This window comes from Pseudoalteromonas sp. NSLLW24 (assembly GCF_015864725.1).
Classification (GTDB): domain Bacteria; phylum Pseudomonadota; class Gammaproteobacteria; order Enterobacterales; family Alteromonadaceae; genus Pseudoalteromonas; species Pseudoalteromonas arctica.
Genome location: NZ_JADYWQ010000015.1, coordinates 102,390 through 114,227 on the forward strand (window position 1 = coordinate 102,390; position 11,838 = coordinate 114,227).

General features: G+C 38.6%; 11 protein-coding genes and 3 pseudogenes. 7 read left to right on the plus strand and 7 right to left on the minus strand.

Features of this window, described 5'->3' with window-relative positions:
* Nucleotides 1-198 precede the first annotated feature (198 nt).
* The 4 genes from I6E72_RS15190 (at nucleotide 199) to I6E72_RS15205 (ending at nucleotide 6,267) form a co-directional block, all read left to right on the plus strand.
* Nucleotides 199-2,493 carry a peptidase U32 family protein gene (locus I6E72_RS15190; protein ID WP_197112914.1) on the plus strand — a complete coding sequence of 765 codons (2,295 nt, stop codon included), beginning with the start codon at nucleotides 199-201 and terminating at the stop codon, nucleotides 2,491-2,493.
* 13 nt (nucleotides 2,494-2,506) lie between these two features.
* Nucleotides 2,507-3,166 (plus strand): glutathione S-transferase, encoded by a 660-nt coding sequence (locus tag I6E72_RS15195; protein WP_197112915.1) that lies wholly within the window; start codon nucleotides 2,507-2,509, stop codon nucleotides 3,164-3,166.
* A gap of 135 nt (nucleotides 3,167-3,301) precedes the next feature.
* Nucleotides 3,302-4,564: a valine--pyruvate transaminase gene (locus I6E72_RS15200; protein WP_197112916.1), complete on the plus strand. Its 1,263-nt coding sequence runs from the start codon at nucleotides 3,302-3,304 to the stop codon at nucleotides 4,562-4,564.
* A 503-nt stretch (nucleotides 4,565-5,067) separates the two neighbouring features.
* A complete protein-coding gene (locus I6E72_RS15205) occupies nucleotides 5,068-6,267 on the plus strand; it encodes an Nramp family divalent metal transporter (RefSeq protein WP_197112917.1) in 1,200 nt (399 codons plus the stop codon).
* 99 nt (nucleotides 6,268-6,366) lie between these two features.
* Here I6E72_RS15205 and I6E72_RS15210 read toward each other — a convergent pair whose 3' ends face one another.
* Nucleotides 6,367-6,819: a hypothetical protein gene (locus I6E72_RS15210; RefSeq protein WP_197112918.1), complete on the minus strand. Its 453-nt coding sequence runs from the start codon at nucleotides 6,817-6,819 to the stop codon at nucleotides 6,367-6,369.
* Here I6E72_RS15210 and I6E72_RS15215 point away from each other — a divergent pair.
* Nucleotides 6,804-7,994: a PQQ-dependent sugar dehydrogenase gene (locus tag I6E72_RS15215; RefSeq protein ID WP_197112919.1), complete on the plus strand. Its 1,191-nt coding sequence runs from the start codon at nucleotides 6,804-6,806 to the stop codon at nucleotides 7,992-7,994. The two genes, I6E72_RS15210 and I6E72_RS15215, sit on opposite strands and share 16 nt — an antisense overlap.
* Before the next feature lie 196 nt (nucleotides 7,995-8,190).
* On the opposite strand, the gene I6E72_RS15220 is transcribed toward I6E72_RS15215, so the two are convergent.
* Nucleotides 8,191-8,622, minus strand: coding sequence for a hypothetical protein (locus tag I6E72_RS15220; protein WP_197112920.1), 432 nt, complete (start codon nucleotides 8,620-8,622; stop codon nucleotides 8,191-8,193).
* 117 nt (nucleotides 8,623-8,739) lie between these two features.
* On the minus strand, nucleotides 8,740-9,159 hold the full coding sequence (locus tag I6E72_RS15225) for a hypothetical protein (protein WP_197112921.1): 420 nt from the start codon (nucleotides 9,157-9,159) through the stop codon (nucleotides 8,740-8,742).
* Between the two features lie 179 nt (nucleotides 9,160-9,338).
* On the opposite strand from I6E72_RS15225, the pseudogene I6E72_RS19765 reads away from it, so the two are divergent.
* Nucleotides 9,339-9,476 (plus strand): annotated as a pseudogene (locus tag I6E72_RS19765) (PQQ-dependent sugar dehydrogenase); the annotation flags it as partial.
* A 68-nt stretch (nucleotides 9,477-9,544) separates the two neighbouring features.
* On the opposite strand, the gene I6E72_RS15230 reads toward I6E72_RS19765, so the two are convergent.
* From I6E72_RS15230 to I6E72_RS19930, 3 genes and pseudogenes are all read right to left on the minus strand, one after another.
* Nucleotides 9,545-10,075: a hypothetical protein gene (locus I6E72_RS15230; RefSeq protein WP_197112922.1), complete on the minus strand. Its 531-nt coding sequence runs from the start codon at nucleotides 10,073-10,075 to the stop codon at nucleotides 9,545-9,547.
* A gap of 108 nt (nucleotides 10,076-10,183) precedes the next feature.
* The gene (locus I6E72_RS15235) at nucleotides 10,184-10,615 is read right to left on the minus strand and encodes a hypothetical protein (RefSeq protein WP_197112923.1); all 432 of its coding nucleotides are present in this window, start codon (nucleotides 10,613-10,615) and stop codon (nucleotides 10,184-10,186) included.
* A gap of 219 nt (nucleotides 10,616-10,834) precedes the next feature.
* Nucleotides 10,835-10,965: pseudogene (locus I6E72_RS19930) on the minus strand (transposase); the annotation flags it as partial.
* Nucleotides 10,966-10,996: 31 nt separating this feature from the next.
* Here I6E72_RS19930 and I6E72_RS19935 point away from each other — a divergent pair.
* A pseudogene (locus I6E72_RS19935) lies at nucleotides 10,997-11,341 on the plus strand (transposase); the annotation flags it as partial.
* Nucleotides 11,342-11,380: 39 nt separating this feature from the next.
* Here I6E72_RS19935 and I6E72_RS15240 read toward each other — a convergent pair.
* A complete protein-coding gene (locus I6E72_RS15240; RefSeq protein WP_010552629.1) occupies nucleotides 11,381-11,563 on the minus strand; it encodes a hypothetical protein in 183 nt (60 codons plus the stop codon).
* Between the last annotated feature and the right edge of the window lie 275 nt (nucleotides 11,564-11,838).

The following is an 11,838-nucleotide window of genomic DNA, read 5'->3' on the forward strand; positions in this document are numbered from 1 at the left end:
CTTTATATATTTTTCGTTTTTAAATAGTTTATCTGAGCTACTGATTTAACCACGATATTTAGAGAATTACCCATTACATACCCTAGGTCAATAGACAGTAAGAGATTTTATAATACTTTATATCCCTCAATAAATAGCATTAACGTGCTTAAACAGATAAAATTCGCGGCAATTAAATATGAGCGAAGTGAAGTTGTCATGAGTAGAAAGATTGAACTATTAGCCCCAGGCGGTGATGTAAACGCGGTAAAAGCCGCCATTGTAGCCGGTGCTAATGCGGTTTATTGTGGGTTAGATACCTTTAATGCACGTAACCGAGCGTCTAATCTTTCGTTTGATGAGCTTAACGGTGCACTTCGCCTAGCCCATGAATACGGCTGTGAGATATTTTTAACGCTAAATGTAGTTATATTAGAGCACGAAATGGGTGCGCTATTTAAGCTATTAAATCAGCTAGTAAATACCACGCTCGACGGTATTATTGTGCAAGATTTAGGGTTATTCAATATAGTTAAAAAGCACTTTCCTACTTTGCATATTCACGCATCAACTCAGTTAACTACGCATAACGAATCACAGGTTGAGTTTTTAGCGCGCATTGGCGCTACACGCGTAAATTTATCGCGCGAGCTTAACTTAACTGAAATTAAAATACTGACCGACGTAGCGCATAAGTGCGACGTATTAACCGAAGTATTTGTGCACGGCGCATTATGTATTGCGTTTTCAGGGCAATGTTATTCAAGCTCAGTAAGTGTGGGTAACTCGGGAAATCGTGGTCGCTGCTCGCAAGCCTGTCGTGATGAATACGAGCCAACGGCGATGGGTAACAAACATCCGTTAAACTTAAAAGACAATTCAGCTTATTTTGATTTACCAGAGCTTGTAGCCGCAGGTGTTGATTCGTTAAAGGTAGAAGGCCGTATTAAAGGCGCTAACTACGTACATACGGTTATTGATAGCTGGCGCAAACAAATAGACACGTTTGTGCAAACCGGTAACCTAATTGAAGACGATTCAAGCTTATACAAAGTATTTAACCGTAACTTTACTAATAAGTTTTTAACCGGCGACATGACCAAAAACATGTTTACCGATAACCCGCGCGACCATAGCTTTGATCACGCAAATGAAAAAAACAACGCAATTTCGGTAGTACAAATTTACGATGCACAGCAAGAGCTTTCCACTCAAAAAAGTGAAATTGATTCGTTAGTCAAAAAGAAAATTGAATTTTTAGATATTTCAAAGCGCGAGCTTACATTAGAATTTACAGGGCAATTAAATCAGCCATTCACTGTAAACATAATTATTGAAGATAAAAACGATATTACGCTTTCGAATAAAAACGAAAAAGAGCCCCTACGCTTTGAAGTTCAATCGCAAATGCCTATGCAAACCGCCGATAAATCGGTTGTTGATATTGCTGCTATTGATAAACGCTTTAAAAGCTTTAGTAATGCTAATTTTGAAATTAAAAATATGGATTACTCAAACTTAGGCAACAACTTAAGCATTCCGTTTAAAGAGCTCGCCCGTATTAAAAAGCAAGTCGCGTTTTTATTAAACGAAGGCAAAGATGTACTCGCGCCTGTTGAACTGCCTAAACTAGTAAACCACGAAAAAGCAGATAAAAACAAAACAACACTCTCTATTTTAATATCGGACATAAAAGACGTTCACCTATGTGATTTAACAGATGGCGATGTTTACTTTAAATTACCTGAGAGCTTTAGAACCGATAACGATAAATACATCAACGTATTTTTAGAGCACCCGCAGTTAATTCCGTGGTTTCCGGCGGTGTTAATTGGTAAAGATTTTGAAGAAGCGGTACGTTTGCTCGAGGTTGTAAAACCTAAGCTTATTATTAGTAACAACACAGGCGTTGCATTTAAAGCAGTGCAAATGGGTCTTGACTGGATTGCCGGTCCATTATTAAACACTACAAACTCTTATGCGTTACTAACACTACAAGAAGACTTAAACGCAAAAGGCGCGTTTATTTCAAACGAAATAAACAAACCACAAATACGTAGTATTAAACGCCCTAACAACTTTAAAATGATGTACAGCATTTATCATCCAATACTAATGATGACCAGCCGTCAGTGTTTTTTCCAGCAAACTGTAGGCTGTAAAAAACCACGTATTGACGCAAGCTGTATGTTGAGCTGTAAAAAAGAAACAACCGTTACCAATGTAAAAGGCATTAGCTTTGCTATTGATAAACAAAAAGGCGGCTACCCGAGCATCTATAACCATGAGCAATTTTTAAATATGGATATTGTGACCGATTATGCCGACAAGTTTGACGAGTTTATGATTGATTTAACCGACATTGGCTCAGGCGATAAAGAAAAACTCGATAAAGCGGTGTTACTTGCGCATTTTCAGGATTTAATTAGCGGGCAAACACACGCTGCTGATCAGTTAAATCACATGGTAAAAGTAAAAACACGTCAGCAATATGTTGAAGGCTTAAATAGCTAAGGTAAGTATTAAAATGACATTGCCATTATTATATTCATTACAACACTGCCCATATGCAATGCGCGCACGAATGGGTATTTTAATGGCAGAGCAACACGTGCTTCTACGCGCTATAAAAACTAAAAATAAGCCACCGCATCTTTTGCAAATATCGCCAAAAGGCACGGTGCCTGTTTTATTACTGCCGAATAATCAAGTTATAGATGAAAGCCTAGATATTATGCTGTGGGTCTTAAAGCAAAACGATCCGCATAATTTACTGCATACTCAAGACCCATTAGCACTTGAGCGCATGCTTGAATTAATTAAGCTAAACGACACACAATTTAAGCCAGTGCTCGAAAAGTACAAATTTTATGCTCGCACAAAAGACATGGCACAAATTTATTATCAAAAAGCCTGCGAAGAGTTTATTAAACAATTTGAAGTAAAGCTAACTACCCATAAATACCTAATAGGCAATGAAAAAAGCCTAGCCGATTATGCTCTGCTGCCATTTATTAGACAGTTTGCCCGCGTAGATAAACACTGGTACTTACAAAGTGAATACACGCATGTACGCGCATGGTTAAACGAGTTTTTGCACGCCCCCATGTTTACCAAAGTTATGACCAAATTTGATTTGTATATGGACTGCGGCGAAGAGTTTTTATACGGCGTTAAAAAACCTTAACTTAGCCTTTTTTTATAAGAAATTACATTACTATAGCTACCTGTAAATCTCAGCATTGAATTATTCTCATCATCGAATTTAAGCCTTTTATTTACGCTATACTGCCCTCCCCATTACTAACAAACGCTATGCATTATGAACTACTCAAACTTTGGCACTAAATTTACACAACCCAACGGCATTACTCAGTTAATGGAAGATTTAGGGGGTGCTAAAAACAGCAGTAATCCTAATATTGTTATGCTCGGTGGCGGTAACCCCGCATTAGTACCACAAGTAAATGAGGTTTTTTTAAGTGAATTACAAAAACTCGTTGCCAGTAACAAGGTATCGCAAGTATTTGGCCTTTACGACGGCCCAACCGGTAACGACGAGTTTAGAGCGGCATTAGCAGGCCAGCTAAATAAAGAGTATGCATGGGATATTAGCGCCGATAACGTAGCACTTGGTAATGGCAGCCAAGCTAACTTTTTTGTACTGTTTAATATGTTGGCAGGCGAAATGCCGGATGACAGCCATAAAAAGATTTTATTTCCCCTTGCGCCAGAGTACATAGGTTATGCCGATCAAGGTTTATCGGCTGATATGTTTATTGCCATAAAGCCTGATATCGAAATTTTAAATACAGGTAGCGCATCAAAACAGTTTAAATACGTAATTGATTTTAAAGCAGTTGAAAAAGTACTAGCAAACGACAGCAGCATAAGCGCGCTGTGCGTATCACGCCCTACCAATCCAACAGGTAATGTAATTACTGACGATGAAGTAAAACACCTTGATTTGCTCGCTAAGCAATATGGCATTCCACTCATTATTGATAACGCGTACGGCGATCCGTTCCCAGGTTGTATTTACACCGACGCAAACCTAACGTGGAACTCAAACATTATTTTATGTATGTCACTTTCAAAACTTGGCCTACCGGGTTTACGCAGCGGTATTGTGGTTGCAAACAATGAGATTATTAAAGCAATTGGCCGCGTAAATGGCAGCATGGTGTTATCGCCAAATAGTATTGGTCCAAGCTTAGTGACACGCTTAATTAACGACAACGAACTACTGCCACTGTGCCGCAACGTTGTACTGCCTTTTTATCGTAATAAAGCACACATAGCGATTGAGTTGTTTGATGAAGTATTTGCCGAACTGCCTGTTTATTTGCACAAAGTTGAAGGCGCATTTTTTATGTGGCTGTGGTTTAAAGATGCAAAAATGACAAGCGAGGTGTTGTATCAAAAGCTTAAAGAGCAAGACGTGTATGTGATCCCAGGTCACAACTTTTTTATCGGCATTGACGACAGCTGGGCGCACAAGCACGAGTGTATTCGTATTAACTATGCTACCGATGCAGATACCCTAAAAAAAGGCTTAGAAGCGATTAAAAACTTAATAAAGTAAATATACTGATGCCGATATTAATATCGGCATAAGTCATTTAACTCGCTTATATATTCGTTTAAAATTCATGCAAACGCACTGTATCCCCTTTAAATTTATATACAAGTTGGTATCCTACGCAACCTTTTTTAATAGCAATTCGCTTAATTAAGTGATCTATCAGAGGTGAGAAAATCGTGTCGATAACCAGGCAAAAATTTCGTTATTTAGTTGTTATCATTAATTGCTCCTGCATTGCTCTACCTCCTGCATCCATGCAGTCGTATAGCAGAAATTTTTAACGCAGTTAGCGTCAAATTTAATCCCTCAAATTGATTAAGTATTATTTCGGATTGGTATAACATATGCTTATTAAAAAAGAACCAGTCAAGGGGCGACTATCGCTGCAGGGCACTTAGTTTAAGTGGCAGCAATAACACAATCGGCATCGCGTATAAATATCGGTTTTAAACGTTAGATGTAACTTTAAATAGCAACATGCAATAGCACTATTAAGGCCAATTATGCGATTAGGACCAGGACTACTCGTCACCGCTGCCTTCATTGGACCAGGGACCATTACTACCGCCAGCGTGGCAGGTGCAAACTTTGGTTTTGCACTTATATGGACATTACTGTTTTCAGTAGTTGCCACTATATTATTACAATCTATGGCGGCACGCCTTGGCGTTGCTACCGGGCAAGATTTAGCTCAAGCGCTCAGAGCACATATTCAAACGCCTTTATTTAAATCTTTAGCTATATTTTTAGTCATTAGCGCCATTGGCGTGGGCAGTGCAGCTTATGAAGCGGGTAACTTAAGTGGGGCTAGCATGGGATTAATTGAAATATTCCCTCAAGTTAGTCCTCAACTATGGACACCACTTATTGCTTTTTTAAGTGCAGCTTTACTATATAGCGGCAAACATAAAGTGGTTGAAAACGCGCTAATTTTACTCGTTATTTTAATGAGCTTAGTGTTTATCTCAACACTTGTAATGGCAGCCCCTTCACTGGGTGATGTATTTGCTGGTTTTATTCCTAGTATGCCTGAGGGTTCGATTACAACCATACTAGCTTTAGTTGGCACTACCATTGTGCCGTATAACTTATTTTTGCACTCCGGCGTGCTCGCTGCTAGACACGACAGTAACAGCGACATGCAAAAAGTGATTAAACAAACAAATGTTGATACAGGCCTATCAATCACTTTAGGCGGTGTGATCACTTTAGCTATTTTATCTACAGCTTCAGTTGCATTTTATGGCACCGATGCGGGGCAAATTAGTGCGGCCAATATGGCCGTGCAGCTAGAGCCATTGCTTGGTGACGCCGCTCATTACTTTTTTGCTATTGGTTTATTTGCTGCAGGTTTAACAAGTGCTATTACAGCGCCACTTGCCGGTGCTTATGCTGTGTGTGGCATGTTAGGTTGGTCAAACGATATGGGTAACACGCGCTTTAAAGGCGTCGCTATTGTTATTTTATTGTTTGGTGCTGCGGTGGCCTCATTAGGTTTAGACCCAGTAGCGGTGATTATATTCGCACAAGCGGCTAACGGGTTATTACTCCCTATTGTTAGCACCTACCTTGTGTGGCTGGTTAATCAAAAAGGGGTTATGGGAAACTACACTAACTCTTTGGCTTTAAACCTAGTCACCCTACCCGTTTTAATCCTAATTTTTGGGCTAAGTAGCTACAAACTAATTAGTTTAATTTTTTAATTAAACTCTAAAAACCATATTTAAAGGCCGCTGTTTATAATAAACAGCGGCCTTTATTAATCACCAAATAACGCATAAGTCGTACTTATATTCACATATCTAATATTCTTTTTGGGCTTTAGTTGCCTTAACTAATTGCGAAAACGCCAAACCACCTACCGCGCCTGCAAGCAGTTGAGCATAAAAACCCCAGCCTCTTGCGCCCGCTATAATATGAATATTCATAATTGATTCAATGGCAATTAACACAATAGCAAATGCCACAATGCCAGCAATAACAAATAGCTGAGTACTGTATTTTTGAACCTTTTTATTAAGCTTTGCGGTAACAAAAAAAGCGATGGCAAGTGCTACGGCAATAATAGCGCCGTAGGTAGGTAATAGGCCTAACCAATCATCAAACGTTAAACTAGCACGATCACTAAAGCCCACCACTACACCTACATTAACTAATTGATTGACAACGTATTGGCTATGAAACAAGCTAGCAAGTGTGAATGTAAGTAACCAAGAAACTAAAAATGAAGGCAATATACGTGTTAAAAACGACATGGTTATCTCAACTTAAAATAAAGCTTTTCTCTTATGCAAGCCATGCTAGCAAAGGCTTGCTCCGTAAACAATGTATCTCTTTTTTTACTTTGCTTTCGCTTTTTTCGTTTTCTGTTAATGCAGATGCTGCGCTACCAAAGGAGCAATACAGTACACAAACACTGGCTACGCAATTACAGTCTCCGTGGAGCATGGTTGAACTACCAAACGGCACATGGTTAATTACAGAGCGTGATGGCCACGTAGTTATAGTTAAAAACAATGTGCAATCAAGAGTAAAATTAAACCTAACAGGTTTATACGTAGCAGGCCAAGGTGGTTTACTCGACATTGTGTTATCACCAGATTATAACGACTCAAAAGAAATTATTTTTACTTATGCCCAAGGTGGTGCAAGCGCAAACAGGCTTGTTGTTGCCAAAGCCACGTTTAATGGCACTGACTTTTCAAAACCTAACATTATTTATAAAGTAGCGACTGATAAAAACACACCGCAACATTACGCAGGACGCGCCCTTGTCCTACCCGACAATACGTTATTAGTTTCAACGGGCGATGGGTTTGACTTTAGAGAGCAAGCACAAGTTATCACCAGCCAACTTGGTAAAATATTACGTATAAACCTAGATGGCACCATTCCAATAGACAACCCATTTATTAATCACAAAAACCCAAATGCGCATGCTGTTTACTCACTCGGTCATCGTAACCCTCAAGGCTTAGTTTATGATTACGATACGCAGCAAATTATTAGCAACGAACACGGCCCTGCAGGCGGTGACGAACTAAACTATTTAACCGCTGGCACTAATTATGGCTGGCCGGTAATCACCTATGGCAAAGATTACTCGCAAGCGCGTATTTCACCCTTTACCGAATATAAAGGCATGCAAAAACCAAGTGTTAATTGGACGCCATCAATAGCGCCATCAGGCATGGCGTATTACGGCTCTAAACATGCAGCTTTTCCTTCATTACAACAACATGTGCTTATCACTACTCTTGTTGATAAAAAGCTCTACAGCGTTAATCTGGTAAGTGGTGAATTTACGCAGTCTCACGTATTTCCCAAGGCCGCAGGCAGGTTAAGAGATGTGTTTATAACTGATAAAGGTAACGTCGCAGTATTAACAGACGGTAAAGAGGCAAAGCTAATGTTGATGACAGCAAACTAATTCATAAAGCAAATAAAAGCCGCTGCGCTTTTAAAGTAAGTAGCGGCTTTCAATAAGCCACTTTGGTTAATTAAGTAATTTGATCAGTAAGATCAGGGGTTAACCCCTTTAGTTTTAAGATTAAGGTGAGCGTCTTCATTATGTTATTAATAACGTTCTTGTCTCCAATTGCCTTTGCATATACTTACTGTGCTTGTTATTTACCCGATTCTAATTGCTGTCTCAATAATTCAATAAGTTGAGTGTTAAGCCCGGTAATTTCTGCTTCTAGTACCCTCACTTTAGCCTGCGACTCTTCATCATCTTTACTGCGTAATAATGCAGTTTCCTGTAATAGTTTTTCTATCTTTTCTTGTATTTCAGCAATCTGTTCATCAATAGGGTCACCTTCTGATTGTGATGCCTGACTTGCATCTTCATTGCCTGATAATTTACGTAACGCTTCACGATTTTGATCTTCCAGACTTTTTTCTTTTCCTTCTTCGGATATATCCACTTGGTCACTTTGAACCGCTGCTTTGTGCACAGTCGCTTTTTCGGTTACTTCATCAGCTACCACCTTTAAAATTTGTTTTTGCGGGTAAGTATCTAAAGGTTTAGAGGTTATGTGAACTGACATTTTATCCATTTTAATATTCCTTGTTCCGTCAATTATTAGCGACCAGTGGTTAACTATAAATATAATGCTTTACCAAAAGCCAATTGTAATAGCCCTTGTTTGATTCTTTATTAGATTACACTTCACTCACAAGCTTGCCCATTGCTGTTTTAAACCAACAAGGTGAATAATACCAAAAGATAAACAAATAATAGAACTCCAAATCCAAAACTCAGGCGAACGCCCCATAGGGTTATTTATTAGAAAGAACCCTGCAACACCTCGGGCTAAATAAATAAAAGTTATTAATACAAGAGCTAGGCGGATGAATGGAAGTTTAAAAATAACACCTGCGGCTGAAAATGCATACAATGACCAAGTTGATAGAATCAGAACAATTACACTAGTAATAAGAGTTGGTTTAATACTTCCTTGCTCAGAAAGTAATGCCATTTGCTCTCCTGCACCGAAGAACCGATACCAAGAACCTCCAAAATAGATACAACCCAAATGCAAAGTTGCTACAACAGCACTTAATGTACCTGCAATTATTAGAAAAACATTCATAGAGCGATAAAACCTCCGTGAGACATAACGAACATGTAAATTAGCTGGTTTATTTATCTTGATAAACAAACCATAGCCGGGTTTCTACCTGGGTACAATCGATTGTTGAATGTTTACGCGTGATATCAAAGCTCGCATTAAACTAGACAGCCACTCCAATTGTAAATTAATCTGGCCCTAATGGTGAGTTTACGCAGTCTCACATATTCCCAGAGACCGCAGGACGATTAAGAGATGTGTTTGTAACAACTGAGGAAAATATAGCTATATTAACCGATGGGGAAGATTCAAAGCTTATATTGGTGATACCGAATTAATTTACATGAAATAACCAATAATAAAGCTAATGGCAAAAAGAAAGACCTGACCCCATGGTATTTTGTTGTTATGTTGCATTTACCACAGGTTGGTAATTAAAAAAAAGAACTAAATTACGAACCGTAGTTACTTTGCCATAAAATGGATTTTCTTCATATCCGTCTAAACTGCGACCAGTTCGCTGAGCTATAATTTCTATTAGATCCAAATCTAAATCATCTCCATCGAACTTGAGCGTATCGAATAAATGATCTGTCGCTTTTAGCGGTACTAATTGATCAGAACATATAGCTCGTTGAACTTCCTCATATGTAGCGCGAATTATCCAAGTATCTACTTCGCGAGCATCGAACTCTCTTGCGAAGTTGCAAATAGTAATACCGTTTCGGTCTGTGCACAGTTTTGCAAAGTAAGCATCAATCTTTGATTGTTCGAAGTAACTCCAGACAAACGCTAAAATCGCGATACCTGCAAAAACTACCAAAACAATTGGCGAATAATAAAATGTAGCAAGAAATAAACAAGCCGTTAGAAAGAGAGCTATTTTCCCTCCCTTTTGCGGTTTGTATTCAGGCATAAATCTAGATGCTAGCTTCATACTTATCCTTGCAATATAAACGCCCACTTAAGCGGACAAAAATAGTTGGTTAAAATGTGAATCGAAGCGGAACCTAACCAACTGTATTTGTTCCGTTTGAAATGCTTGTTAGGGTTTTATTAATTCTGCCCATTTGTTGTTTAAAATGCCAGTCTCTTGCCCAACTGACATTATTACTGGACTGATATTATTAGTTTTAGGCAACTCGAAAACTACGTCATAGACGGTTATATCTTTAGCACTTGTACCATTAGATTTAGCCCATTCTAGAATAGCAGGATCTTTAGTATCAACGATACTCGCTTTGTCGAGCGCCTTAAAAAATACATAGTGCTCTAATTCAGATTCAATTTTCGTTGGGTTGCGTTTAATAGAAAATTCAATAACAAGAAGTTCAGGCTTGTTACTGTACAGCAGAGAAATATAACTTTCAGCTTTGTTTTTATATGCAGCTTCTGTATTCCAGAATTCATCAATTTCATTCGAATACGCGAATGTTGAAATAAATACGAGGAAAATAAAAAGTAGTTTAAATTTCATCCGTGACTCCAGAAAGCCCTAACGAGCCTGTAGATTAACTCGTTTTAAATTTATTTTTATTGATGCATTAACCATAGCTGAGTTCCTATTTTGGTTCAATTGATTACTGTATTTTTACGCAGAATATAAAGAAGTGTTTGGTGTTGTTTAAATTGGCGTTTTGGAAGTGATTACGAGTGGTTGAGTGGCTTTTATTTAGGTTAAAAGGGCTTCCCCTTCTTAATGCATCGTGTTTTGCAGTTTTTCTATATTATGAACAATACAATACAGTTGCCCCAGCGTAAACTAAAGGTATTCACTTTCGTTTGACCTCATAAGGCCAGTTTATTCATGTCTTTATTGACAGTAATTTTAGGATGGGTGTCTAATTAATTTTCCGTCGCTGACATACAACAATACGCAGGCATTGCTCCAGTAACCGAACGCAGTGGCAAAAAGGAATGGATACACTGGCGGTAATCATGCACTAAGTTGTTAAGGTAAACGTTTGTGGAATGGGCAGGATTATCTGTGCGCTATTCATTTTGGGCAAAAGCATATTATCGGCAGCAAGAAGCCAAAGGAAAGCCCCATAATACCATCATCAAATCATTGACGTTTAAGTGGACACGAATACTATTTAGGTGCTGGAAAACACATACGCCATACGATGAATCAACTTACTTAACTGCATTGAAAAGTAAAGGATCACCGCTGTTAAAATTTGCGGTGGAAAGTGAGCTTTAGCGCTTGCTGTCCACCTCAGGGCGTGTTGTTAGCTGTAGATTAGTTGCGGGGGTGTTCGTTACATTGCTGCTTTTTACCAAAAACACCAAACCAAAATGTAAGTTCCAAAGCCACACCTAAAACAACAAAGATAACTATGCCTTGAGAAAATCCGTAGCCATACGAAATAAGAGCGGCTAATAATAAACCCGCCAAAATTATCCATTTGTGTAATATTTTCATAAATCCCTCTTATTAAAACAATTAAGTACCAATTAAATATATGTGCAGAATATTTTTTGAGCAAGGGCAAATCTGTAACATTATATAATCACAACAGTACGACAATACAGCTAACGCTCCCATAAGCCGTGAGCTGTGCTGGCACAATTTGTTGCGCCTTTGTTCTTTGCAACAGCGTTGCGAATCAGCTTGATGGGCTTGTATGGATAATAAACCCATAAATTAATTAATACTTTAACCAAGTTCGGGTAATGTGAGGCCCAAGCTTTGGCTGC

Bases quoted from the DNA above. Each gene is read 5' to 3' on its own strand.
- I6E72_RS15190 (WP_197112914.1), top strand. From the start codon at position 199: ATGAGTAGAAAGATTGAACTATTAGCCCCAGGCGGTGATGTAAACGCG.
- I6E72_RS15195 (WP_197112915.1), top strand. From the start codon at position 2,507: ATGACATTGCCATTATTATATTCATTACAACACTGCCCATATGCAATG.
- I6E72_RS15200 (WP_197112916.1), top strand. From the start codon at position 3,302: ATGAACTACTCAAACTTTGGCACTAAATTTACACAACCCAACGGCATT.
- I6E72_RS15205 (WP_197112917.1), top strand. From the start codon at position 5,068: ATGCGATTAGGACCAGGACTACTCGTCACCGCTGCCTTCATTGGACCA.
- I6E72_RS15210 (WP_197112918.1), bottom strand. From the start codon at position 6,819: ATGTCGTTTTTAACACGTATATTGCCTTCATTTTTAGTTTCTTGGTTA.
- I6E72_RS15220 (WP_197112920.1), bottom strand. From the start codon at position 8,622: ATGGATAAAATGTCAGTTCACATAACCTCTAAACCTTTAGATACTTAC.
- I6E72_RS15225 (WP_197112921.1), bottom strand. From the start codon at position 9,159: ATGAATGTTTTTCTAATAATTGCAGGTACATTAAGTGCTGTTGTAGCA.
- I6E72_RS15230 (WP_197112922.1), bottom strand. From the start codon at position 10,075: ATGAAGCTAGCATCTAGATTTATGCCTGAATACAAACCGCAAAAGGGA.
- I6E72_RS15235 (WP_197112923.1), bottom strand. From the start codon at position 10,615: ATGAAATTTAAACTACTTTTTATTTTCCTCGTATTTATTTCAACATTC.
- I6E72_RS15240 (WP_010552629.1), bottom strand. From the start codon at position 11,563: ATGAAAATATTACACAAATGGATAATTTTGGCGGGTTTATTATTAGCC.